The sequence below is a fragment of the Streptomyces sp. NPDC059010 genome (genome assembly GCF_042740355.1).
GTDB lineage: Bacteria > Actinomycetota > Actinomycetes > Streptomycetales > Streptomycetaceae > Streptomyces.
Genome location: NZ_JBHYJA010000046.1, coordinates 56,883 through 79,591, shown reverse-complemented (window position 1 = coordinate 79,591; position 22,709 = coordinate 56,883). Strand labels below are relative to the sequence as shown.

Here is a 22,709-nt window from a genome sequence, read left to right as displayed (position 1 = left end):
CACAAGCGCCCGACGGAGTGCTACGGCTCTTGCGCCGCGGGCACTCGTACGGTCCACGGCACCTCGACGGACACGGTCTTGCCGCCCTCCCGGGTGGGCCGCACCCTCATCTTGCCGCCGCACTCCGCGGTCAGCCAGCGGATGATGACCAGACCGCGGCCGTTGTCCTGCTGGACGGCGGCCGGCAGCCGCCTGGGCAGGCGCGGATGGCTGTCGGTCACGCCGATGCGCAGTTGTTCGTCACGGTCGAGCTCGATGTCCACCGTGAAGGTGGGTGACTGCCCGAGGGTGTGCTGTACGGCGTTGGTGGCCAGTTCGGAGACGATCAGCCGAATGGTCTCGGCCTCCTCCGAGTCCGGTGGCAGCCCCCACTCGGCGAGGGTGGAGACCACATAGGCCCGGGCCGCGGAGACCGAGGCGGGATCGCTCGGCAGAGTGACGGATGCTTCCAGGTGATCTGCCATGGCGATGTCGTCCCTTTCCCACGGGACCGAAGTCCGACACGGAGCGGATGGTTCGAGTACGGTCCCGGACTGGTGCTTCGTCGCCAGACTGCCATTACCGCGCCCGTCAGAGGTGGCGATCCACCAAGATATGCATATATCTGTCGCTCGAAGCGGTGAACTCTGCGACGGCAGACCGTATTTGGGCGGCTCGGTTGGAGTAAGGAGTTGTCCATGCAGCACGGTCCCGTGGTGCGCCGCAGAAAACTGGGCGCAGAACTGCGTGCGTTGCGCACCGAGGCGGGGCTCACCAGTGGTGAGGCGGCCCGGCTGGTGGGCTGGCACCAGTCCAAGGTGAGTCGGATCGAAACCGGCGCCAGCGGGGTGAAACCGGCCGATGTGCGGTTACTGCTCGACGCCTACGGCGTGCGGGACGCCCAACTGCGGGAGTTGTTGCTGGTGTTGGCGGGCTCCGACGAGGGGGGCGGCCGCCATCACTGGTGGCATGCGTACCGCGGAGTGCTGCCGCCGACGTACCGGGATTTCATCAGCCTGGAGTCCCAGGCGAGTGCGATGCGCACGCTGGAGACGTCCGTTGTGCCCGGGCTGCTGCAGACACCCGAATACGCCCGGGCGGTGACCCGGGCCGCGGTGAGCGGGCTCGACGACGCCGCCGACGAACGGCTGGACGCGCTGGTCGCGGTGCGGCTGGCCAGGCAGGACGTGCTGCACGGCGATCCGCCGCTGAAGCTGTGCGCGGTGCTGGACGAGGCGGTGCTGCGCCGGGAGATCGGCGGGCCCGAGGTGATGGCGCGGCAGCTGGGGCGGCTGATGGAGGCGGCGCGGCTGCCCCAAGTCCGGCTGCAGGTCCTGCCGTTCGCGGCCGGAGAACATATCGGCATCACCGGGCCTTTCGTTATCTTCTCATTTTCGAGCACCTCTGATCTGGATGTGGTTGTTCTCGACCACTTGACGAGTAGCCTCTACCTCGAACGGAAAGAAGACCTCCAGGCCTACACGGAGGCCTTCAACGCCCTTCGGATCCACGCCCTTTCGCCCGAGGAATCGATGGATTACATCGCCGCGCTTGGTGGCGGCGCGTAAGGAGGCACCATGACCGCACTGCCTCGGAAGGTGACTTCAAGTACCGATCTCCCCGCTGCGCGATGGCTGCGCAGCAGCTACAGCACGGGAGCGAACAACTGCGTCGAGACGACACGGGCGCACTCCGGTCCCTGGATCGGACTGCTCGCCGTACGCGACTCCAAGGATCCGGCCGGACCCGCGCTGCTCTTCTCCCCCGAGAGCTGGGCGGGTTTCACGGCCGCGTTCCAGTCTTAACCGTTCCGATCAGTCCTGACCGGTTCTGATCGGTTCCACTCTGATCAGTTCCGCCGATACGCCGGCACGGCCGTGTCACGCCGACTCATGGTCGTGTCTCGCAGATCACCCGTACAGCTCGTTCGATCTGCCCCTCGGAGAGGTCCGCGCGGGCGGTCAGCCTCAGCCGTGAGATGCCGTCGGGGACGGAAGGAGGACGGAAACAGCCCACGGCGAGGCCTGCCGTCCGGCACTCGGCCGCCCAGGCCACGGCCTCCTCCGGAGACGGTGCACGCACGGAGACGACCGCGGCGTCCGGACGTACCGCTTCCAGGCCCGCGGCCGTCAGGCGGGTGTGCAGTTCGCCCGCCACCGTGCGCGCCCGCGCCGCCCGCTCCGGCTCGCGGCGCAGCAACCGCAGTGCCGCGAGGGCCGCGCCCGCCGCAGCGGGGGCGAGGCCCGTGTCGAAGATGAACGTCCGGGCCGCGTTGACCAGGTGGTCGATCACCCGGGCGGGGCCGAGCACGGCGCCGCCCTGGCTGCCGAGCGACTTGGACAGCGTGACCGTCACGACGACGTCGTCCGCGCCCGCGAGCCCCGCCGCGTCCGGGGCGCCACGGCCGCCGTCGCCCAGGACGCCCAGCCCGTGCGCGTCGTCGACGACCAGCCCGGCACCGTGTGCCCGGCACGCCTCGGCGAGCCCGGCCAGCGGGGCCGCGTCGCCGTCGACGGAGAAGACGGTGTCGGACACGACGACCGCGGGTCCGTCATGGGTCTGGAGTGCCTTGCGCACCGCGTCCGGTTCGGCGTGCGCCACCACCTGGGTGGTGCCCCGGGCCAGCCGGCAGCCGTCGATCAGCGAGGCGTGGTTGCCCGCGTCCGACACGATCAGCGAGCCGTGCGGTGCCAGCGCGGTGACCGCCGCGAGGTTGGCCGCGTAGCCGGAGGAGAAGACCAGCGCCGCCTCGAAGCCGCAGAAGTCGGCCAGCTCGCGCTCCAGCTCGGCGTGCAGCTCGGTCGTGCCCGTGACGAGCCGGGAGCCGGTCGCACCGCCGCCCCAGGTCCGCGCGGCCCGCGCCGCACCCTCGGTGACCTCCGGATCACGGGCCAGGCCCAGATAGTCGTTGCTCGCGAGGTCGAGGAGCGGTGAGTCGGCAGGGCGGGGGCGCAGTGTCCGTACGAGTCCGGCGCGGCGGCGCAGCTCCGCCTGCTCGTCGATCCAGCCGAACGCCATGACTCCTCCGGGGCTTTTGTAGGCAGTGGACAGACACTAGCCGCAGGGCCGACGGCGCACGGTGTGGCAATACCCACACATCGAATCGACAGGGTTGTGCAAACTCTCCTTGGCTCGGGACCACTCCGTACGTCAGGATCAGCTCCCATGGACCTGCTGAACACGCTGGTGGACAAGGGGCTTCGGCGCGAGCTGCCGACCCGCGAGGAAGCCTTGGCCGTCCTCGCCACTTCCGACGACGACCTGCTCGATGTCGTGGCCGCGGCCGGAAAGGTACGCCGGCAGTGGTTCGGCCGACGGGTGAAACTCAACTATCTCGTCAACCTCAAGTCGGGCCTGTGTCCCGAGGACTGCTCCTACTGTTCCCAGCGGCTCGGCTCCAAGGCCGGCATCCTCAAGTACACCTGGCTCAAGCCGGACGAGGCGTCCGAGGCGGCGGCGGCCGGGTTGGCGGGTGGCGCCAAGCGGGTGTGCCTGGTGGCGTCCGGGCGCGGCCCGACCGACCGTGATGTGGACCGGGTCTCCGAGACCATCAAGACGATCAAGGACCAGAACGACGGCGTCGAGGTGTGCGCCTGCCTGGGTCTGCTGTCCGACGGTCAGGCGGAGCGGCTGCGCGAGGCGGGCGCGGACGCGTACAACCACAACCTCAACACGTCCGAGGGCACCTACGCGGACATCACGACCACCCACACGTACGCCGACCGGGTGGAAACCGTACAGAAGGCGCACGCGGCCGGACTGTCCGCCTGCTCCGGGCTCATCGCGGGCATGGGCGAGAGCGACGAGGACCTGGTCGACGTCGTCTACTCGCTGCGCGAGCTGGACCCGGACTCGGTGCCGGTCAACTTCCTGATCCCGTTCGAGGGCACCCCGCTCGCCAAGGAGTGGAACCTCACCCCGCAGCGCTGTCTGCGCATCCTGGCGATGGTCCGCTTCGTCTGCCCGGACGTCGAGGTGCGCATCGCCGGTGGCCGCGAGGTCCACCTGCGCACGATGCAGCCGCTCGCCCTGAACCTGGCCAACTCGATCTTCCTCGGCGACTACCTCACCAGCGAGGGCCAGGCGGGCAAGGCCGACCTGGAGATGATCGCCGACGCCGGTTTCGAGGTGGAGGGCGCCGACCAGGTGACGCTGCCCGAGCACCGCGCGACGGTGGCCGGGGGCGGCTGCGGCTCGCACGAGAGCGCGGGCTGCGGGTCGCAGGAGAGCGCCGGGTGCGGTGGGCACGACGGCGCCGGTGCCGGGTGCGGGTCGCACGAGGGGGGCGGGGTGTGCGGTACGGCCGCTGCCGCGCCGGCCGCCGAGCCGCGCACCGACCTGGTCGCCGTACGCCGCCGGGGTGCCGGTACGGACCTCGCGCCCAATGCCTGACCCGCGCCCGATGCCCGAGCTGACGGTGCCCGAGCTGCTGGAGCTCGACCGGCGGCACGTCTGGCATCCGTACGGTCCGATGCCCGGCCGGGTCGAACCGCTCGTCGTGGAGTCGGCGAGCGGGGTGCGGCTGAAGATGGCCGACGGCTCGGGTGAGCTGGTCGACGGCATGTCGTCCTGGTGGTCGGCGATCCACGGCTACAACCACCCGGTGCTCAACGAGGCCGCGCACGAGCAGCTGGCGCGGATGAGCCATGTGATGTTCGGCGGGCTCACGCACGAGCCCGCCGTACGGCTGGCGAAGCTCCTTGTCGACATGTCGCCCGACGGTCTGGAGCATGGGTTCCTCGCCGACTCCGGGTCGGTGTCGGTCGAGGTCGCGGTCAAGATGTGCCTGCAGTACTGGCGTTCGCTGGGCCGCCCCGGCAAGCAGCGGCTGCTGACCTGGCGCGGCGGCTATCACGGGGACACCTGGCAGCCGATGTCGGTGTGCGACCCCGAGGGCGGGATGCACGAGCTGTGGACCGGTGTCCTCCAGCGCCAGGTGTTCGCGGATCCGCCGCCGGCCGAGTACGACGAGTCGTACGCCGACCAGCTGCGGTCGCTGATCGAGCGGCACGCGCACGAACTGGCGGCGGTGATCGTCGAGCCGGTGGTGCAGGGTGCGGGCGGGATGCGGTTCCACTCCCCCGCGTATCTGCGGGTGCTGCGCGAGGCGTGCGACGCGCACGACGTGCTGCTGGTGTTCGACGAGATCGCGACCGGGTTCGGCCGCACGGGCGCGCTGTTCGCGGCCGACCACGCGGCGGTGACGCCGGATGTGATGTGCGTGGGCAAGGCCCTGACCGGCGGCTATCTGACGATGGCGGCGACGCTGTGCACGTCCGGCGTGGCCGACGGCATCTCGCGCGGCGAGGTCCCGGTGCTGGCGCACGGCCCGACCTTCATGGGCAACCCGCTGGCGGCCGCGGTCGCCTGCGCCTCGATCGAGCTGCTGCTCGGCCAGGACTGGTCGGCCGAGGTGAAGCGGATCGAGGCGGGGTTGCGGGAGGGACTGGCGCCCGCGGCGGACATCCCGGGTGTGCGGGATGTCCGTGTCCTGGGCGCCATCGGTGTGGTCCAGCTGGACCGCTCCGTGGACATGCGGGCCGCGACGGCGGCGGCGGTGCGCGAGGGCGTATGGCTGCGGCCGTTCCGCGACCTCGTCTACACGATGCCGCCGTACGTCACGGGCGACGCGGACGTCGCACGGATCGCCCGCGCGGTGTGCGCGGCGGCGCGGGAGGGCTGACATGCCGGTACTGGTGATCACGGGCACGGGCACGGAGGTCGGCAAGACGGTCACGACCGCCGCGGTCGCCGCGTCGGCGCTCGCGGCCGGCCGCTCGGTGGCCGTGCTGAAGGCCGCGCAGACCGGGGTGTCGCCGGACGAGCGCGGGGACGCCGACGAGGTCGCGCGGCTGGCGGGGGCGGTCACGACGGCCGAACTCGCCCGCTATCCCGATCCGTTGGCCCCGGCGACGGCGGCCCGGCGGTCCGGCCGGGAGCCGGTGCGCCCGCGGGAGGTCGCCGAGGCGGCGGCCAAGCTGGCCACCGAGCACGACCTGGTGCTGGTCGAGGGGGCGGGCGGACTGCTCGTGCGCTTCGACGAGGCGGGCGGCACGCTGGCCGACGCGGCGGAGCTGCTGCGCGCACCGGTACTGGTGGTGGCGTCGGCGGGGCTCGGCACCCTCAACACCACGGAGCTGACGGCTCGGGAACTGCGTTCACGTGGCGTCGAGTTGCTGGGCGTGGTGATCGGCAGCTGGCCCGACTCCCCCGACCTGGCGATGCGCTGCAACGTCACCGACCTCCCGGACGTCGCCGCCGCCCCCCTCCTCGGCGCGCTCCCCGACGGCGCCGGTTCCCTCGCCCCCGCCGACTTCCGCGTCCAGGCACCGTCCTGGCTGGCCCCACGGCTGGACGGCTCGTGGCAGGCGGAGAGGTTCCGGGAGGCGGCGGCGCCCGCGGTGGGCTGACCGGAGAGGCCGGTGACGCGACGAAGCGGCGGGCTGTCCTCGACGACCGGGGCGCCCCGGGCCGCAGCACGGGCCCCCTTCGCGTGGCGCCGGTCCGCGCTGCTGCCTACCGTCGGCCCGATTCGCCCGACAGCCCCTGGTCGGCCTCCCCGAGCAGGCGGACCAGTTCAATCCGGGAGCGGATTCCCAATCGGGTGAAGACGCCCCGCAGATGGTGGTCGATGGTGCGGGGGCTGAGGGCGAGGCGGGTGGCGATCTCGCGGTTGGTGGCGCCCTCGGCTGCCATACGGGCGACCAGGAGCTGCTGGGCCGTGAGGCGTGCGGTGGGGGTGCCGGGGCCGGGCTGTGCGGGGGCGGCCGGGGTGCCCAGGGCGCGGAGTTCGGTGCGGGCCTGGTCCGCGCAGTGCGGGGCGCCGAAGGAGTCGAAGGCCTCCAGGGCGCTGTGCAGACGGTCGCGGGCCTCCGTACGGCGGCGCAGTCGGCGCAGTGCGCTGCCGAACAGCAGCTCCGTGCGGGCACGTTCGAAGTCCCGGGTGCCGTGGGCGTGCAGGTCGAGTGCGGTGCGGTAGTGGTCCACCGCTTCGGCGCCGGGGGCGAGCAGGGCGCGGCAGCGGGCGCTGAGGGCCAGGTCGTCGGGGCTGCGTACGGTGGTCGCCCAGTGGTGGTAGTCGGCGTGCGCGGCACGGGCGACCCGGGTGTCGCCGGTGCGGACGGCGGCCTCGACGTAGTGCGGGGTGGCCAGGTGGCGGATGGCCCGGTGGCCATGGCCGGGGCCGAATCCGGCGAGGGCGCGCAGTCGGGCGGCCGCGGCGGCGAACCGGCCGCTGCTCAGATCGAGGTAGGCCAGCGCCCACTGGGCGAGGGCGGCGGGCAGACCCAGGCCGTGGGCGAGGGCGTACGACCGTGCGGTCGCGGCGCGTTCCCGGCAGACGTCGGCGTCTCCGGTGAGCGCCGCGAACATGGCGAGGGCGGCCTGCAGATGACAGGCACCGTTGTCCTGACCGGTGGCGTGGGCCTGCCACAGCGCATCGGCCGCGGCGGACTCGCCGGCCCGGGGGCGCCCGGTCCAGAAGTCGGCGTAGGCACGGAATTCCATCGCCTGCGGCACGGTCACCGGGGTGCCGAGCGCCCGGGCGGAGGCGGCCGCGCGGACGGTCGCCGTGGCTGCGCGGGTGTGGTCGCCGAGGAGCAGCGCGGCGATCCCGGCGTGGATCAGAACGGTGGGGTCACCACCCGGCCCACATCTCCCGGCCGCCGATCTCAGCAGGTCCCGGGCATCCTCGTACCGCCCCTCGAAGGCAGCTACGAGCCCCGTCAGAGTGCCGGGCGCCACCACACCAAGCCGATCAGCGACCCGGCCCGCCTCCCGCAGACGCCGGATGTCCCCCGTGTAGATGGCGGCTTCGGTGGCTCGGGCGAGGAGATGAGCGGCCGGGTCGGGGGCGGGGGTGACGACATCGGCGGGGTGGGGAGGGACGACGACGGCTACGGCTGATGTGGGGAATGCGGCCCCGGCTGCTATGGGCGAAGCGGCGGGCGCCGGCAGGGGCGAGGCTGTGCCGACTGGCACGGACGACGCAGAGACCCCCGGCACAGGCGACGCAGTCCCCGCCGACACGGGCGAAACGGCAGCCGCCGACAGCCCGCGGCGCCTCCCCGTAGGGGGCGTCGCAGTCACGGAGTCGGTGTGGGACTGGGCCGCGGCCGCGGTCACGCCCGTCAGCAGGGCGTCGAACGCCTCCGTCGCGTTCCCCGCCCGCAGCGCCAGCACCCCGCTCAGGGCGTCGTCCGAGGTGGTGGACGCCAGTTCGCGGGCCCGGTCGCCGTCGCCCGAGTGCCAGGCGTACGTGGCGGCGCGGGAGAGCAGGCGGGCCTGTTCGGACGGGTCGGGGCAGAGGGCGGCGGCACGTTCCGCGAGGGCGCGTGCCAGGGGGAGGCGGCCCGTGTCTCCCGCCCGGCCAGCGGCGGTGCCGAGTTCGGCGGCCAGCCTGCCGCTGGGGCCGAGCGCCCCCGCGCCCCGGTGCCAGGAGCGCCACGGCGTCTCGCCCGCGCCGCGCAGTACGCGGGCCAGCAGTCGGTGGACGTCGCGGCGGTCGGCCGGGGAGCCCGTCTCGTAGGCCGCGATCCGGGTCCACGCGTCGCGGAACACCACCCCGCCCGCTCCCGCGTGCGCGAGCCCGGCCGACTCGGCGGCGTCCAGGGACCGGATGTCGAGGCGGGCGGCCGTGACGGCGCGCAGGAAGGCGTCGGTGGGGACCGGGTACTGGTCGGCGGCGGCGAGGAGCAGCAGCAGACGGGTGTCGTCCGGCAACGCCCGGATCTCCGCCCGGCGTTCGCGCAGCAGGGCCGGGGCCAGTGCGGCCGGTTCCGTGGGAAGCGGTTCGAGGCCGGCGGCCTGGCGGTCGGTCAGACGCGAGGCCAGTTCGGCGGCGGCGCGCGGATCGCCGTACACGGCACGCAGCACCCGCACCCGGACGCCCTCCGGGAGGGCGGCGGCCGGTTGTCGCCACGCGCGCGTGCGCTGCGGTGGCGAAGTGCGGTCGAGAGGCGGGGGGTTCACCGGAGTCACCACACAAATGACGTTACTGGCGAGTTAATTGAACCGTAAAGACCGGCGATTTCGCCGATGCGGCGCGCGTAGACCCGGCTCGACACTCCTGACAACCCCACACGTTTCAGGAGGCATCATGCAGCGCCGCACGCGTCGCATGGCCACGGCCCTCACGGCCCTGGCCTCATCGCTCCTTCTGTCGCTCTCCCTCTCCCCCACACCCGCGCACGCCGCCGCCCACGACCCCGTCGTCTTCGTGCACGGCCTGAGCAGCTCGGCGAGCAGCTGGGACGACTGGATCGGCTACTTCAAGGCCGACGGCTACACGTCCGCCGAGCTGGACGCCGTGTCGTACGACTGGGCCAAGTCGAACGCGACCACCGCCCAGCAGCTCTCGACCGAGATCAAGAACGTGCTCGCCCGGACCGGTGCCTCCAAGGTCGACCTGGTCGTCCACTCCATGGGCGCGCTCAGCTCCCGCTACTACCTGAAGAACCTCGGCGGGACGTCGTACGTGGACGACTTCGTCTCGACGGCCGGCGTGAACCACGGCACGTCCACCGCCTCGTGGTGCGCGTGGCTGTACACCTCCTGCGCGGAGATGAACACCGGCAGTTCGTTCCTGACCGCCCTGAACTCCGGTGACGAGACCCCGGGCAGTGTGTCGTACGCCAGTTACTGGTCGAACTGCGACGACGCGCTCACGCCCGACACCACCGCGATCCTCAGCGGTGCGACCAACGTCGAGGTCGGCTGTGTCTCGCACACCGACATGAACAACGACCACGGCGTGTACGAGCAGGTCAGGGACTTCATCGGCTGAGGCCGGGCCCGCCCGAACGGCGGCAGTACGACCGCCGTACGACCGCGGTGGGACAGCCACAGCGCCAGCGAGGGTGCGCGAGTCCCGGACGGGGGACAATCAGGAGTGAGTCCCGCCCCGTCCGGGAGGTCCCCATGGCTCTCAGGTCCGCCGGTTCCGGCAAGGTGTCACGGGATGCCGTGCACCACCCGCTGTTCGCCCGTTTCTACGCCCGGATCAGCGTCAACGCCGAGACCCGGATGGGCATGGGCGACATCCGTGAGCGGCTGCTGGCCGGGCTGTCCGGCCGGGTGATCGAGATCGGCGCGGGCAACGGCCTGAACTTCGCCCACTATCCGAGCGCGGTCTCGGAGGTCGTCGCCATCGAACCGGAGCGCCTGCTGCGGAAGTTGGCGCAGGAGTCCGCGCTGCGCGCCGGGGTGCCGGTGGACGTGGTGCCGGGCGCGGCGGAGGCGCTGCCGGTCAAGAGCGAGGCCTTCGACGCGGTGGTGCTGTCGCTGGTGCTGTGCAGTGTGCGGGACGTGTCGCGGGCGCTCGGTGAGGTACGGCGGGTGCTGCGGCCCGGGGGTGTCGTGCGGTTCTTCGAGCACGGCCGGGGCGGCGGTCCCGCGATGCACTTCACGCAGCGCACGCTGGACCGGACGGTGTGGCCGCTGCTGAGCGGTGGCTGCCATGTCTCCCGCGACCCGGTCGCGGCGCTGCGGACGGCCGGGTTCGAACTCGGCCCGTACCGGCAGGTGATGATGCCGGAGAACGGGCCGGTGCTCCCCTCGTCGTACTGCGTGCTGGGCACGGCCTGGCGGCCGGCCGAGGAGCAGCCCAGCTGACCACGGACGCCACTGGTCTGATCACAGACTCCACTGGCGCAGTTCGCGTGCGATGTCCTCGACCGTGGCCTCACCGCTCTTGACCAGGCGGGCCAGATCGCGCACCTGCTCGGGCGAGGTGACGACCTTGAGGCCGCTGGCGACCAGATAGGCGTAGGCCACCGCGGAGGCGAACAGCGCGTTGGAGCGCTCCAGGGCCGGGACGTGGATGAGCAGTTGGAGCAGGGCTGCGGCGCGGGCCTGCGGGCTGTCGTAGACGGGGATGTCGAATATCTCCGCCTGATGGCGGGCGATTGCGGCCACGAGGGCGCCCCAGTCGGTGACCTGGGGGTCGCCCGGAGTGCGCTTCTCGGCGAGCATCAGCAGCCAGGCGAGGTCGACGTTCAGATGGCTCAACGGATCAGCGACGACCTTCGCGCTCCGCGCCGAACTCCTCGGCGAAGACGGATTCGTACTGCTTCATGAAGTCGGCGGCGGCGTCCACGAAGGTGTGGCCGACCTCCCCGGTGTCCTTCTGGACCAGCTCTTCGATGTAGCGGTTGACGCTCATGCCACGGGCCATGGCGCGTTCGCGTGCCGCGCGGGCCGTGCCCTCGTCGACTCTCACGTTCAGCTGGGTCTTCGCCATACCTAGAAGCTAGCGCGGCAGTGCTAGCACCGGCAAGACCCCCGGAGGGGAGGAGCGTGTCCCTTACATCGATATCAGGGGCACGACCTGGGGCGGAGAGCAACCGGGACCTTGGGGGGATACATGTGTGCGGTGGATCACATTACGCTCGGCGGAGACGAGAGTCGTTACGTCCGTGAGGAGGCGGTCTTGTCCACAGCAGCTGCCCAGTACGCCCCGGGCCCCGCGTCGGCGGACGGCATCGCGGCCCGCGCCCGCTCCCTGACCAAGGCGTACGGCACGGGCGAGACGACGGTGCTGGCCCTCGACGCGGTGGACGTGGACATCGCGCGCGGCCGGTTCACTGCGGTCATGGGACCGTCGGGCTCCGGGAAGTCCACGCTGATGCACTGTCTGGCGGGCCTGGACAACGTCTCGGCGGGACAGGTGTGGCTCGGCGACACCGAGATCACCGGGCTGAAGGACCGCGAGCTGACCCGGCTGCGGCGGGACCGGATCGGGTTCATGTTCCAGTCGTTCAACCTCATCCCGACCCTCAACGCGGCCGAGAACATCACCCTGCCCATGGACATCGCCGGCAAGAAGCCCGACGAGAAGTGGCTGGACCAGGTCATCGACACGCTGGGGCTGCGGGACCGGCTGGGGCACCGGCCCTCCCAGCTCTCCGGCGGTCAGCAGCAGCGGGTCGCGTGCGCCCGTGCGCTCGCCTCCCGGCCTGAGCTGATCTTCGCGGACGAGCCCACCGGCAACCTGGACTCGCGGGCCGGTCTGGAGGTGCTCGGCTTTCTGCGGGAGGCCGTGGACCAGCTGGGGCAGACCGTGGTCATGGTCACCCACGACCCGGGCGCCGCCGCCCACTCCGACCTGGTGCTCTTCCTGGGCGACGGGCGGATCGTGGACGAGATGGAGCGGCCGACGGCGGAGGCCGTCCTGGAGCGCATGCGCCTCTTCACCGGGGGGAACCCCCAGCCCCCCGGCTCCGACGTGCTCCGCGGCCGGTTCGAGGACTCGGCACCCAGGTCGTCCGAGGAGAGCTGACCCCGTGCTGAAGGCGACGCTCCGGAGCTTCCTCGCCCACAAGGGGCGGCTGCTGCTCTCCGCCCTGGCGGTGGTCCTGTCCGTGGCGTTCGTCGCGGGCAGCCTGATCTTCTCGGACACCGTCAGCCGCACCTTCGACCGGCTCTTCGCCTCGACCGCCGCCGACGTCACGGTCACCCCGAGGGAGACCCTGGACGAGACGGTGCCCTCGGGGCAGACCCTGACCCTGCGGGCCTCGCTCGCCGACCGCCTCGCCCGGGTCGACGGTGTCGCGACGGCCCGCGCGGACGTGGACGTGGACGGCCTCACCGTCGTGGACAAGGACCGGAAGTCGGTGGGCCCGACCACCGGCGCCCCCACCATCGGCACCGACTGGAACCCGACCGAGCGCAGCCCCGTGGAGCTCACCTCCGGGCACGCCCCCAAGGGCGGCGGGCAGGCCATGATCGACGCGGACACCGCCGACGACAAGGACGTGCGGATCGGCGACCGCCTCACGGTCATCGGACCGGAGGGCTCCTTCCCGGTCGAGGTCGTCGGCATCGTCACCTTCACCACCACCAACCCCGGTGCCGCGCTGGTCTTCTTCGACACCCCGACCGCGCAGACCAGGCTCCTCGGCGACCCGAGGGCGGCCACCAGCATCTCGCTGGACGCGGCCGACGGTGTCAGCGACATCGACCTCAAACGGCGCGTGGCCGACGCGCTCGGCGCCGACACCGGCACCGGCACCGGCACCGGCACCGGCACCGGCACCGGCACCTACCAGCTGCGCACCGCCGAGGAGCAGGCCAAGTCGGACGTCGAGCAGTTGGGCGGGTTCCTCGACATCATCAAGTACGTGATGCTCGGCTTCGCCGGGGTCGCCGTACTGGTCGGCGTGTTCCTGATCGTCAACACGTTCTCCATGCTGATCGCGCAGCGCACCCGTGAGCTGGGCCTGCTGCGGGCGCTCGGCGCGGACCGGCGCCAGGTGCGGCGCTCGGTGCTCACCGAGGCGCTGCTGCTCGGGCTGGTCGGCTCGACGCTGGGCCTCGCGGCCGGCATCGGGCTGGCCGTCGGACTCATCGAGCTGATGGGTCTGCTGGGCATGAACATCAGGACGACCGAGATGGTCATCGGCTGGGGGACGCCGGTGACCGCGTACGTCGTCGGTCTGGGCGTCACCTTCGTGGCGGCGTACCTGCCGGCCCGGCGGGCGGCGGGTGTCTCGCCGATGGCGGCGCTCGCGGACGCCGAGATCGCCGAGATCGGACGGCCGCTGCGGCTGCGCGCGGTGCTGGGCTCGCTGGTCGGGGCGGCCGGCGCGGCGGCGCTCGTGGGCTGTGCGGTGTCGTCGAAGACGTCGTCGGCGGCGTCGCTGCTGGGCCTGGGCGTCCTGCTGACCCTCATCGCGACCGTGATCGCGGGACCGCTGCTGGTACGGCCCGTGATCCGGGTCCTCGGCGGGGCGTTCCCCGCACTGTTCGGCTCGATCGGCCGGATGAGCCAGCGCAACGCCCTGCGCAACCCGCGCCGCACCGGGGCGACGGCCGCCGCCCTGATGGTGGGTCTCGCGCTGGTCGGCGGGATGTCGGTGGCGAGCGCCTCGATGACCAAGTCGTTCGACCAGCAGATCGACAAGACGCTCGGCGCCGACTTCGTGGTGCAGAACAGCAACTTCGTGCCCTTCCCACGGGAGATCACCGAAAAGATCCGCGGCACCGAGGGCGCGGGGCTCGTCGTACGGTCGCAGTTCACGACGATCGCGGTACGGCTCCCGGACGGCGACCGGGTGAAGACGACCGCCGCGGGGTACGAACCCGAACTCGACAAGGTCGCCAACATCACCTACGCGCAGGGCGACAGCGCGGCCGCGCTCGCGCCGGGGCACCTCGCCATGGACAAGGACTTCGCCGAGGACCACGGCGTCCGCGTCGGCGACACGCTGCCCGTCGAGTTCCAGGGCGGCCGGCGGGCCGAGCTGACCGTGGGCGCCCTGACCGACCAGGAGTCCGCCGACGGGTTCGGCACCACGGGCGGGATCTACTTCGGTCTGGCCACCCTGGAGAAGTACGCGCCGGGCGGGCAGGACGCCGCCGTGTACGTCAACGCCGCCTCCGGCACCGGCACGGACGACCTGCGGGCCGACCTGGAGAAGTCGCTCGACCCGTATCCGCAGGTGCAGGTCCGCGACATCGCCGACTACAAGGACCTGGTGCACAACCAGATCGCCGTCCTGCTCTACCTCGTGTACGCCCTGCTCGGGCTCGCGATCGTCATCGCGGTGCTCGGCGTGGTCAACACCCTCGCCCTGTCGGTCGTCGAACGCACCCGGGAGATCGGGCTGCTCCGCGCCATCGGGCTGGCCCGGCGGCAGCTGCGCCGGATGATCCGGCTGGAGTCGGTGGTGATCGCCGTGTTCGGGGCGGTGCTGGGGCTGGCGCTGGGGCTGGTGTGGGGCGTGTGCACCCAGCAGGTGCTGGCGTTGCAGGGCATGACGGCGCTCGCGATCCCGTGGGGCACGATCGTCGCGGTGGTGATCGGCTCGGCGGTGGTGGGCGTGGTGGCGGCACTGCTGCCCGCCTTGCGTGCATCCCGCATGAATGTGCTGACGGCCATCGCGCACGAATGATGGAATCGCGGCAGGTGCTCAATTCCCTTGCAGGTGAGGAGAGTTCATGTCGCGACCGGAGAGCCCGCGTCCGTTCCGCTTCGGCGTCAACCTGATGACCGCCGCCCCGGCCGACGAGTGGCGGGCCAAGTGCCGCCGGGCCGAGGAGCTCGGCTACGACGTGATCCTGGTCCCCGACCATCTGGGCATGCCCGCGCCGTTCCCGGCCCTGGTCGCGGCGGCGGAGGCGACCGAGCGTCCCCGGCTGGGCACGTTCGTGCTGAACGCGGGGTTCTGGAACCCGGCCCTGCTCGCCCGGGAGGTGGCGACGACCGACGCGCTGACGGGCGGCCGTCTCGAACTCGGGCTGGGCGCCGGGTACGTACAGGCGGAGCACGACTCGGCGGGTCTGCCCTTCGGCACTCCCGGCGAGCGCGTGGACCATCTGCGGCACACGGTCGAGGAGCTTCAGCGGCTGTGGCACACCGTCGAGGAGCTTCGGCGGCTGCCATCTTCCGAGTCGTACCAGTCACAGCGGCTGCGGGTACCGCTGCTGGTCGGCGGCAACGGCGACCGGGTCCTGCGGCTGACCGCCGAGCACGCCGACATCGCCGCGTTCGGGGGCGCGTATCCGGACGCGGGGAGCACGACCGGCCGGCTGGTCCCCGTCACGGCCGAACGGCTCGACGAGCGGGTGGCCCGGTACCGGAAGTTCGCCGCGGACCGTGCGGAACCGGCCGAGCTGAACCTGCTCCTTCAGATGGTGGCCGTGACGGAGGACCGCGAGGCCGTACTGCAGCCTCTCCTCGACCGGGTGCCGGAGCTGACCCTGGAGCAGGCCCTGGCCCTGCCCATCCTTCTGATCGGCACCCTGGAGCAGATCACCGCGCAGGTGCTGGCCCAGCGTGAGCGGTACGGATTCTCGTATCTGGCCGTCCTGGAGCCGTACATGGAGGCGTTCGCCCCGGTGATGGCGCGGCTGCGCGGCGAGTAGGGGCGGTCGCGCGGCGAGCAGCCGTCCGGATACTGGAATTCCGCGTCCCGTCGCACCGCCCGTGATGGGATCGGCACCATGACTGATCTGCGGATACGGGCCGCCACGGCCGACGACCTCGACATCGCGCTGGCCTTCTGGAAGACGGCCGCCGAAGGCACGAGCATCAGCGACGACCGGGACGGCGTGGAGCGGCTGGTCGCCCGCGACCCCGAGGCGCTGATCCTGGCGGAGCTGGACGGCGAGCTGGTCGGCACGGTGATCGCGGGCTTCGACGGGTGGCGCTGCCATCTGTACCGGCTGGCGGTGCACCCGGAGCGTCGCCGCCGCGGCATCGGCTCGGCGCTGCTGGCCGCCGCGGAGGAGCGGTTCGTACGGCTCGGCGGGCGCCGCGGCGACGCCATGGTGCTGGTGCGCAACGAGACCGGGCAACATGCCTGGCGCGCGGCCGGGTACGCGCCCGAGGAACAGTGGCGACGGTGGGTGAAGCACCTCACCGACTGAGCAGCGTCCCACTCCCCCGTCCACGCACCGACCGATCACCCGACCGATCACCCGACCGAAACGCTTTGCCCGTCCTTTACTATTGGGGGACCACTTCGGTCCTCCAATGAAAGGTGTGAGCGTCCGCCCATGGGCGAGCCTCCCAGTACCCGACATCGCGCGATCCTCCCCACCCTGTCCGACCATGGGACGGAGGTGACCCGATGACCGAAGTGCTCCTCCTTCTGGTGGCGATCCTGCTGTCGCTCGCCTGTGGTGCCTTCGTCGCGGCCGAGTTCTCGCTGACCACCGTCGAGCGCCATGAGCTGGAGCGGGCCGTGGAACGCGGCGAGCGGGGCGCCGCCGGCGCCCTCAAGGCCGTACGGAACCTGACGTTCCAGCTCTCCGGCGCGCAGCTCGGCATCACGGTCACCAACCTGGTCGTCGGCATGCTCGCCGAGCCGTCCATCGCCACGCTGCTCGCGGGCCCGCTGGAGTCGCTCGGCATCTCCCGCTCGACGGCGAGCTCGATCGCCCTGGTGATCGGCACGGCGCTGTCGACCGTCGTCCTGATGGTGGTCGGCGAGCTGGTGCCGAAGAACTGGGCGATCTCCTCGCCGCTGGCCGTCGCCAAGCGGGTGGGCAACGCGCAGCGCTGGTTCAGCGCGCTGTTCCGCCCCTTCATCACCCATCTGAACAACACGGCGAACCGCATAGTGCGCCGCTTCGGCGTGGAGCCCACCGAGGAACTGGCCGCCGCACGCGGACCCCAGGAACTAGCCGCCCTCGCCCGGCACTCCGCCCGGGAGGGCGCCCTGGAGGCGGACACCGCCGAGCTCTTCGTACGGACCCTGAACCTGGCCGACCTGACCGCGGAGAACGTCATGACCCCGCGCGTCCAGGTCGTCGCCCTCGACGCCCAGGCGACCTGCGAGGACGTGGCCAACGCGACCCGGGCCACCGGCCTGTCCAGGTTCCCGGTCTACCGCGGCAGCCTCGACTCGGTCGTGGGCACCGCGCACATCAAGGACATCCTGGCGGTGCCCGCCGAGCGCCGCCCCCGCGTCTCCGTCGCCGAGATGATGCGCGAGCCGCTCCTCGTCCCCGAGACGCTCACCGTCGACCGGCTCCTGGACCGGCTGTCCGGCAAGCGCACCATGGCCGTCGTCATCGACGAGTACGGCGGTACGGCGGGCGTGGCCACGCTGGAGGACATCGTCGAGGAGGTCGTCGGCGAGGTGCGGGACGAGCACGACCCGCACGAGACGCCCGACCTCGCCCCCGCGGGCAGCGACGACCAGGGCCGGGCACTGTTCTCGGCCGACGGTTCGGCCCGCCTGGACCAGCTCGCGCGGGTGGGGCTCAGGGCTCCCGAGGGGCCGTACGAGACGCTGGCCGGGCTGGTCGCGACCGAGCTGGGCCGGATACCCGCCGTCGGTGACTGCGTCGAGGTCGCCGGCTGGCGGCTCGACGTGGTGGACGCCGCGGGCCGCAGGGCGGCGCGGGTGCTGCTGCACGCGCCGCTCGACGACGCCACGGACCACGAGAAGGAGGCTGGGCGATGACCGCCGTACAGCTGCTCATCGGCTTCGCGACGCTGGTCGTCAACGCCTTCTTCGTGGGCGCCGAGTTCGCGCTGATCTCGGTGCGCCGCTCGCAGATCGAGCCGTACGCCGAGCAGGGCGACCGGCGCGCCAAGAGCGTGCTGTGGGGTCTGCAGCATGTGTCCGCGCTGATGGCGGCCGCGCAGCTCGGCATCACGCTGTGCACCCTGGTGCTCGGTGTGGTCGCGGAGCCCGCCATCGAGCATCTGCTGGCGCCGGTGTTCCACGCGGTGGGCGTGCCGGAGAGCGCCGGGCACCTGGTGTCCTTCGTGATCGCGCTGACGCTGGCGACGTATCTGCACATGCTGCTCGGCGAGATGGTGCCGAAGAACATCGCGCTGGCCGAGCCGGTGCGCAGCGCCCTGGTGCTCGGTCCGCCGCTGGTCACGCTGTCCCGGGCGATGCGACCGGTGATCTTCACGATCAACGCCTTCGCCAACGCGCTGCTGAAGCTGATGCGCGTCGAGACCAAGGACGAGGTCACCGCGACCTTCTCGGACGCCGAGCTGGCCCGGCTGGTGCGTGACTCCGGCGAGGCCGGCCTGATCGACGAGCGCGCCCGGGAGCGGCTGCACGACGCCCTGGAACTGGGCCGCAGGCCGGTGCGTGACGTGGTGCTCCCGCTGGAACGCGTCGTCTACGCGCGCGTGGGCGTCACACCGGAGGAGCTGGAGCGGCTGTCGGCCGAGTCGGGCTTCTCCCGCTTCCCGGTCGTCGACGAGGGGCGCCACATCGTCGGCTACCTCCATGTGAAGGACGCGCTGGACGCCGCCCAGCAGGACGTGCCGTTCCAGGTGGCGGACATGCGGCCCATCGCGCGGGTACGGGAGAGCACTCCGCTGGACGACGTGCTCACGGCGATGCGGGGCAGCCGTACGCATCTGGCCGCCGCGCTGGGCAGCGACGGGCGGCTGGCCGGGCTGGTGACCATGGAGGACGTACTGCGGGAGCTGTTCGGGCAGCGGCTCTGACGGACGAGGACGCAGGTGATACCCGGGCCGACCGACCGGCGGGTATGGAGCCCGGGATACCATCTCTGTCGCCATGCAGACGAACCCCACTCACACCAGCCTGGTCGCGGTCGGCGACTCCTTCACCGAGGGCATGTCGGACCTGCTCCCGGACGGCTCATACCGGGGCTGGGCCGACCTCCTCGCCGACCGGATGGCCGCCCGCACGCCCGGTTTCCGCTACGCCAACCTCGCGGTGCGCGGCAAGCTGATCAAGCAGATCGTCGAGGAGCAGGTGGACGTGGCGGCCGCGATGGGCGCCGACGTGATCACGCTCGTCGGCGGACTCAACGACACGCTGCGGCCCAAGTGCGACATGGGGCGGGTGCGCGGTCTCCTGGAGGAGGCCGTGGAGAAGCTCGCCCCGTCGTGCCGCCAGCTGGTGCTGATGCGCAGCCCGGGGCGGCAGGGGCCGGTCCTGCAGCGGTTCCGGCCGCGCATGGAGGAACTGTTCGCCTGCGTCGACGAGCTGGCGGCACGGCACGGCGCGGTCGTCGTCGACCTGTACGGGGCCCCGTCGCTCGGCGATCCCCGCATGTGGGACGTGGACCGGCTGCATCTGACGGCCGAGGGGCACCGCCGGGTCGCGGAGGCGGTGTGGCAGAGGCTCGGCTACGACCCCGAGGACACCGAGTGGCACACGCCGATGCCGGCCACGATGCCGCCCGGGTGGGCCGCGCGGCGGGTCGCCGATGCACGGTTCGCGCGGCAGTATCTGCTGCCGTGGATCGGGCGGCGCCTGACGGGACGGTCCTCCGGGGACGGGCTGCCGCCGAAGCGGCCGGAGCTGCTGCCGTACGAGGGGCCCGCGGCGTAGGGCGCGACGTAAGGCCCCTGAGACGACGTGGAGCCCCTGAAACAAGGCCCGCCGAACGGGACGCGCCCGGTGTTCCCCTTCGGGGCACCGGGCGCTGTCACACGCGTGCGCTAGTGCTGACGCGCGGCCCTGCTGCGCCGGTACAGGAAGGCTCCGGCGATCAGCAGCGCCCCGCTGCCGGCCACGCCTCCGACGATGGCACCGGTGTTGGTGCCGGTCTCGGGCATGTGGGGGTGATGCGGCTTGTGGGGCTTGTGCGGCATGTGCGGGGGAGGCGCCGGCCGGTGCTTGTGCGGAGGCCGCGGCTTGTGGGGCTTGTGGGGCTTGTTCGGCTTGTGCGGGCGCTCGTGGCCGTAGCCGTTGCCATAGCCCTCGTCGGAACCGTAGCCGTAGCCGTCCGACTCGTCGGAGCCATAGCCGTAGCCGTCCGACTCATCGGAGCCGTAGCCGTAGTCGTCCGACTCCTCGGAACCGTAGCCGTCGTCCTTGGGCTTCTCGTGGCCGTAGCCGTCGTCCTTCGGCTTCTCGTACCCGTAGCCGTTGTCCTTGGGCTTCTCGTACCCGTGGTCCTTGGGCTTCTCGTAGCCGTAGCCATGGTCCTTCGGCTTCTCGTAGCCGTAGCCATGCTCCTTGGGCTTCTCGTAGCCGTAACCGTGGTCCTTCGGCTTCTCGTAGCCGTAGCCCGAGCCGCCATAGGTGGAGGAAGTGCTCCCGGAGGTGACGGTGACGTTTTCGGACGCGGGCGCCGGCTGGTTCATCCCGCTGAGCCGCTCATTCACCTCCTGCATTCGTTCATGCATCTCGCCGAATTTTTCATGCATGTCGCCGAATGTGTCATCCAGCTGCTCTTCCAGCCCCTCCGAGTCCCACAGGTCCGAACGGCTCGACAGTGAGCTGGCGGAGTTCAGCGCGGTCCCCTGCATGCGCGGGGCCGCGGACGCCCAAGTGCCGCATAGAGACAGGGCACTTGTCGTGGCGGCGGCCACAATCAATCCCTTGGTCAGGGCCTTTCGCATTCTCGTCGTCTTTCTCTCAGGCGGAATGGGGAAGCCGACGTCGGCTATTGACGCGGTCTTTTCGGTTGCCGGGATTCGCAAGTCATCGCAGGAGTCGTGATGCCGTACGAACACACTCATCACGACCTGGTGACTATGAACGAGAAATGGAGGCCACAGGGAGCCGGGACGCGTTGATGACCGGGTAATTCACCCGATCGCCGGTATTCGGCCGCCGATCGCACCGCTGACCTGGGGTGCTCGCGCCCGCAGGCACGATCCGGGCCCCTCGGGACGGCGGGTAAACTCCGTGCACGTGACTTCTGCGCCCGCCAAGCCCCGCATCCCGAACGTCCTCGCCGGACGCTACGCCTCCACCGAGCTCGCCACGCTCTGGTCCCCCGAGCAGAAGGTGAAGTTGGAGCGGCAGCTCTGGCTCGCCGTTCTGCGGGCCCAGAAGGACCTCGGCATCGAGGTGCCGGACGAGGCGCTCGCCGACTACGAGCGCGTCCTCGACACCGTCGACCTGGCCTCGATCGCCGAGCGCGAGAAGGTCACGCGGCACGACGTGAAGGCGCGGATCGAGGAGTTCAACGACCTCGCCGGGCACGAGCACGTGCACAAGGGCATGACCTCGCGCGACCTCACGGAGAACGTCGAGCAGCTGCAGATCCGGCTCTCCCTGGAGCTGATGCGCGACCGTACGGTGGCCGTGCTGGCGCGGCTGGGCAAGCTGGCCGCCGAGTACGGCGAGCTGGTCATGGCCGGCCGCTCGCACAACGTCGCCGCGCAGGCCACGACGCTGGGCAAGCGCTTCGCGACCGCCGCCGACGAGCTGCTCGTCGCCTACGGCCGGGTCGAGGAGCTGCTGGGCCGTTACCCGCTGCGCGGTATCAAGGGCCCGGTCGGCACGGCGCAGGACATGCTGGACCTGCTGGGCGGGGACGCCTCGAAGCTCGCCGAGCTGGAGGACCGGATCGCCGGGCACCTGGGCTTCTCGCAGGCGTTCACCTCGGTCGGCCAGGTCTACCCGCGCTCGCTGGACTACGAGGTCGTGACCGCGCTGGTGCAGCTGGCGGCGGCGCCGTCCTCGCTGGCCAAGACGGTCCGCCTGATGGCCGGGCACGAGCTGGTCACCGAGGGCTTCAAGCCGGGCCAGGTCGGCTCCTCCGCGATGCCGCACAAGATGAACACGCGGTCGTGCGAACGCGTCAACGGCCTCATGGTCATCCTGCGCGGCTACGCCTCGATGACCGGCGAGCTGGCGGGCGACCAGTGGAACGAGGGCGATGTGTCCTGCTCGGTGGTGCGCCGCGTCGCGCTGCCGGACGCGTTCTTCGCGCTGGACGGCCTGCTGGAGACGTTCCTGACGGTGCTGGACGAGTTCGGGGCGTTCCCGGCCGTCGTGGCCCGCGAGCTGGACCGCTACCTCCCCTTCCTCGCCACCACCAAGGTGCTGATGGGCGCGGTGCGCGCGGGCGTCGGCCGAGAGGTCGCGCACGAGGCCATCAAGGAGAACGCGGTCGCCTCCGCGCTGGCGATGCGGGAGCAGGGCGCCGAGCGCAACGAGCTGCTCGACAAGCTGGCCGCCGACGAGCGCATCCCGCTCGACCGTGGCGGGCTGGACGCGCTGATGGCCGACAAGCTGTCCTTCACGGGCGCCGCGGCCGACCAGGTGGGCATCGTCGTGGGCCGGATCGAGGAGATCGTGAAGCAACGCCCGGAGGCCGCCGGTTACACGCCCGGCGCCATCCTCTGACACCTCTCGCTTCGAGGCTCTCGACACCTCTGGATTCGAGGCTCTTCACGGCATGACGCGCTTCACCCAGGCGGAGCTGGAGGCCGCCCGCGACCGACTCGTCCCCGGCCGGGGGGGGGGGGGGGGGCCCCGGGGGGTGTTGGGCCGCCCACCCCGGGGGTTGTGGGGCCCCGCCCGCCCGGCCCGGGCCCCCCCCCG

The 22,709-nt window shown here is 71.7% G+C and carries 21 protein-coding genes; 15 read left to right on the top strand and 6 right to left on the bottom strand.

All coding sequences use genetic code 11. The features are described from left to right. Nucleotides 1-20 precede the first annotated feature (20 nt). On the bottom strand, nt 21-464 hold the full coding sequence (locus tag ACFWYS_RS36870) for an ATP-binding protein (protein WP_384778707.1): 444 nt from the start codon (nt 462-464) through the stop codon (nt 21-23). Nucleotides 465-677: 213 nt separating this feature from the next. Here ACFWYS_RS36870 and ACFWYS_RS36865 point away from each other — a divergent pair, with 213 nt between their 5' ends. Both ACFWYS_RS36865 and ACFWYS_RS36860 read left to right on the top strand, forming a co-directional pair. Next, a complete protein-coding gene (locus ACFWYS_RS36865) occupies nt 678-1,547 on the top strand; it encodes a helix-turn-helix domain-containing protein (RefSeq protein ID WP_384778704.1) in 870 nt (289 codons plus the stop codon). Nucleotides 1,548-1,556: 9 nt separating this feature from the next. Further along, nucleotides 1,557-1,784 carry a DUF397 domain-containing protein gene (locus ACFWYS_RS36860; RefSeq protein WP_384778701.1) on the top strand — a complete coding sequence of 76 codons (228 nt, stop codon included), beginning with the start codon at nt 1,557-1,559 and terminating at the stop codon, nt 1,782-1,784. Between the two features lie 85 nt (nt 1,785-1,869). Here ACFWYS_RS36860 and ACFWYS_RS36855 read toward each other — a convergent pair whose 3' ends face one another. Next, nucleotides 1,870-2,997 carry an 8-amino-7-oxononanoate synthase gene (locus ACFWYS_RS36855; protein ID WP_384778698.1) on the bottom strand — a complete coding sequence of 376 codons (1,128 nt, stop codon included), beginning with the start codon at nt 2,995-2,997 and terminating at the stop codon, nt 1,870-1,872. Nucleotides 2,998-3,144: 147 nt separating this feature from the next. Between ACFWYS_RS36855 and bioB the strand changes: the two genes are divergently transcribed. The 3 genes from bioB to bioD are packed head-to-tail and all read left to right on the top strand — an operon-like array spanning nt 3,145 to nt 6,389. Then, nucleotides 3,145-4,371, top strand: a complete 1,227-nt coding sequence (bioB, locus tag ACFWYS_RS36850; protein WP_384778695.1) for a biotin synthase BioB — start codon at nt 3,145-3,147, stop codon at nt 4,369-4,371. 10 nt (nt 4,372-4,381) lie between these two features. Further along, the gene (locus ACFWYS_RS36845) at nt 4,382-5,662 is read left to right on the top strand and encodes an adenosylmethionine--8-amino-7-oxononanoate transaminase (RefSeq protein WP_384778757.1); all 1,281 of its coding nucleotides are present in this window, start codon (nt 4,382-4,384) and stop codon (nt 5,660-5,662) included. A 1-nt stretch (nt 5,663) separates the two neighbouring features. Further along, nucleotides 5,664-6,389, top strand: a complete 726-nt coding sequence (gene bioD, locus ACFWYS_RS36840; protein ID WP_384778692.1) for a dethiobiotin synthase — start codon at nt 5,664-5,666, stop codon at nt 6,387-6,389. Between the two features lie 106 nt (nt 6,390-6,495). Here the strand turns inward: bioD and ACFWYS_RS36835 are convergent, their stop codons facing one another. Further along, complete coding sequence (locus ACFWYS_RS36835; RefSeq protein ID WP_384778754.1) at nt 6,496-8,958, bottom strand: LuxR C-terminal-related transcriptional regulator; 2,463 nt, start codon at nt 8,956-8,958, stop codon at nt 6,496-6,498. A gap of 118 nt (nt 8,959-9,076) precedes the next feature. On the opposite strand from ACFWYS_RS36835, the gene ACFWYS_RS36830 reads away from it, so the two are divergent. After that, nucleotides 9,077-9,763: an esterase/lipase family protein gene (locus ACFWYS_RS36830; protein ID WP_384778689.1), complete on the top strand. Its 687-nt coding sequence runs from the start codon at nt 9,077-9,079 to the stop codon at nt 9,761-9,763. Between the two features lie 134 nt (nt 9,764-9,897). Beyond that, complete coding sequence (locus ACFWYS_RS36825) at nt 9,898-10,590, top strand: class I SAM-dependent methyltransferase (RefSeq protein WP_384778686.1); 693 nt, start codon at nt 9,898-9,900, stop codon at nt 10,588-10,590. Nucleotides 10,591-10,611: 21 nt separating this feature from the next. Here the strand turns inward: ACFWYS_RS36825 and ACFWYS_RS36820 are convergent, their stop codons facing one another. Together ACFWYS_RS36820 and ACFWYS_RS36815 are read right to left on the bottom strand one after the other, a co-directional pair. Further along, nucleotides 10,612-10,950 carry a fic family toxin-antitoxin system, toxin component gene (locus ACFWYS_RS36820; RefSeq protein WP_384778751.1) on the bottom strand — a complete coding sequence of 113 codons (339 nt, stop codon included), beginning with the start codon at nt 10,948-10,950 and terminating at the stop codon, nt 10,612-10,614. 40 nt (nt 10,951-10,990) lie between these two features. Then, on the bottom strand, nt 10,991-11,218 hold the full coding sequence (locus ACFWYS_RS36815) for an antitoxin (protein ID WP_384778683.1): 228 nt from the start codon (nt 11,216-11,218) through the stop codon (nt 10,991-10,993). A gap of 189 nt (nt 11,219-11,407) precedes the next feature. Here ACFWYS_RS36815 and ACFWYS_RS36810 point away from each other — a divergent pair, with 189 nt between their 5' ends. From ACFWYS_RS36810 to ACFWYS_RS36780, 7 genes are all read left to right on the top strand, one after another. Next, nucleotides 11,408-12,256 carry an ABC transporter ATP-binding protein gene (locus ACFWYS_RS36810; protein WP_384778680.1) on the top strand — a complete coding sequence of 283 codons (849 nt, stop codon included), beginning with the start codon at nt 11,408-11,410 and terminating at the stop codon, nt 12,254-12,256. A gap of 4 nt (nt 12,257-12,260) precedes the next feature. Further along, the gene (locus ACFWYS_RS36805; RefSeq protein WP_384778677.1) at nt 12,261-14,870 is read left to right on the top strand and encodes an ABC transporter permease; all 2,610 of its coding nucleotides are present in this window, start codon (nt 12,261-12,263) and stop codon (nt 14,868-14,870) included. Between the two features lie 46 nt (nt 14,871-14,916). Continuing rightward, nucleotides 14,917-15,843: an LLM class F420-dependent oxidoreductase gene (locus tag ACFWYS_RS36800; RefSeq protein WP_384778674.1), complete on the top strand. Its 927-nt coding sequence runs from the start codon at nt 14,917-14,919 to the stop codon at nt 15,841-15,843. A 69-nt stretch (nt 15,844-15,912) separates the two neighbouring features. Then, complete coding sequence (locus tag ACFWYS_RS36795; RefSeq protein ID WP_384778749.1) at nt 15,913-16,347, top strand: GNAT family N-acetyltransferase; 435 nt, start codon at nt 15,913-15,915, stop codon at nt 16,345-16,347. Between the two features lie 203 nt (nt 16,348-16,550). Next, nucleotides 16,551-17,891 (top strand): hemolysin family protein, encoded by a 1,341-nt coding sequence (locus ACFWYS_RS36790; protein WP_384778671.1) that lies wholly within the window; start codon nt 16,551-16,553, stop codon nt 17,889-17,891. Further along, entirely contained in the window at nt 17,888-18,901 is a 1,014-nt protein-coding gene (locus tag ACFWYS_RS36785) for a hemolysin family protein (RefSeq protein WP_384778668.1), read from the top strand. Before ACFWYS_RS36790 ends, ACFWYS_RS36785 begins: the two co-directional genes overlap by 4 nt. Before the next feature lie 73 nt (nt 18,902-18,974). Then, nucleotides 18,975-19,757 (top strand): SGNH/GDSL hydrolase family protein, encoded by a 783-nt coding sequence (locus tag ACFWYS_RS36780; protein WP_384778665.1) that lies wholly within the window; start codon nt 18,975-18,977, stop codon nt 19,755-19,757. A 110-nt stretch (nt 19,758-19,867) separates the two neighbouring features. Here ACFWYS_RS36780 and ACFWYS_RS36775 read toward each other — a convergent pair whose 3' ends face one another. Continuing rightward, complete coding sequence (locus tag ACFWYS_RS36775) at nt 19,868-20,545, bottom strand: hypothetical protein (RefSeq protein WP_384778663.1); 678 nt, start codon at nt 20,543-20,545, stop codon at nt 19,868-19,870. A 523-nt stretch (nt 20,546-21,068) separates the two neighbouring features. Here ACFWYS_RS36775 and purB point away from each other — a divergent pair. Next, nucleotides 21,069-22,511, top strand: a complete 1,443-nt coding sequence (gene purB / locus ACFWYS_RS36770) for an adenylosuccinate lyase (RefSeq protein ID WP_384778660.1) — start codon at nt 21,069-21,071, stop codon at nt 22,509-22,511. The last annotated feature ends 198 nt before the right edge of the window (nt 22,512-22,709 follow it).

What these genes read in the sequence shown, in the direction of transcription:
- ACFWYS_RS36870 (WP_384778707.1), bottom strand. Translation starts at nt 464, where the DNA reads ATGGCAGATCACCTGGAAGCATCCGTCACTCTGCCGAGCGATCCCGCC.
- ACFWYS_RS36865 (WP_384778704.1), top strand. Translation starts at nt 678, where the DNA reads ATGCAGCACGGTCCCGTGGTGCGCCGCAGAAAACTGGGCGCAGAACTG.
- ACFWYS_RS36860 (WP_384778701.1), top strand. Translation starts at nt 1,557, where the DNA reads ATGACCGCACTGCCTCGGAAGGTGACTTCAAGTACCGATCTCCCCGCT.
- ACFWYS_RS36855 (WP_384778698.1), bottom strand. Translation starts at nt 2,997, where the DNA reads ATGGCGTTCGGCTGGATCGACGAGCAGGCGGAGCTGCGCCGCCGCGCC.
- bioB (WP_384778695.1), top strand. Translation starts at nt 3,145, where the DNA reads ATGGACCTGCTGAACACGCTGGTGGACAAGGGGCTTCGGCGCGAGCTG.
- ACFWYS_RS36845 (WP_384778757.1), top strand. Translation starts at nt 4,382, where the DNA reads ATGCCCGAGCTGACGGTGCCCGAGCTGCTGGAGCTCGACCGGCGGCAC.
- bioD (WP_384778692.1), top strand. Translation starts at nt 5,664, where the DNA reads ATGCCGGTACTGGTGATCACGGGCACGGGCACGGAGGTCGGCAAGACG.
- ACFWYS_RS36830 (WP_384778689.1), top strand. Translation starts at nt 9,077, where the DNA reads ATGCAGCGCCGCACGCGTCGCATGGCCACGGCCCTCACGGCCCTGGCC.
- ACFWYS_RS36825 (WP_384778686.1), top strand. Translation starts at nt 9,898, where the DNA reads ATGGCTCTCAGGTCCGCCGGTTCCGGCAAGGTGTCACGGGATGCCGTG.
- ACFWYS_RS36820 (WP_384778751.1), bottom strand. Translation starts at nt 10,950, where the DNA reads ATGCTCGCCGAGAAGCGCACTCCGGGCGACCCCCAGGTCACCGACTGG.
- ACFWYS_RS36815 (WP_384778683.1), bottom strand. Translation starts at nt 11,218, where the DNA reads ATGGCGAAGACCCAGCTGAACGTGAGAGTCGACGAGGGCACGGCCCGC.
- ACFWYS_RS36800 (WP_384778674.1), top strand. Translation starts at nt 14,917, where the DNA reads ATGTCGCGACCGGAGAGCCCGCGTCCGTTCCGCTTCGGCGTCAACCTG.
- ACFWYS_RS36790 (WP_384778671.1), top strand. Translation starts at nt 16,551, where the DNA reads ATGACCGAAGTGCTCCTCCTTCTGGTGGCGATCCTGCTGTCGCTCGCC.
- ACFWYS_RS36785 (WP_384778668.1), top strand. Translation starts at nt 17,888, where the DNA reads ATGACCGCCGTACAGCTGCTCATCGGCTTCGCGACGCTGGTCGTCAAC.
- ACFWYS_RS36780 (WP_384778665.1), top strand. Translation starts at nt 18,975, where the DNA reads ATGCAGACGAACCCCACTCACACCAGCCTGGTCGCGGTCGGCGACTCC.
- ACFWYS_RS36775 (WP_384778663.1), bottom strand. Translation starts at nt 20,545, where the DNA reads ATGCAGGAGGTGAATGAGCGGCTCAGCGGGATGAACCAGCCGGCGCCC.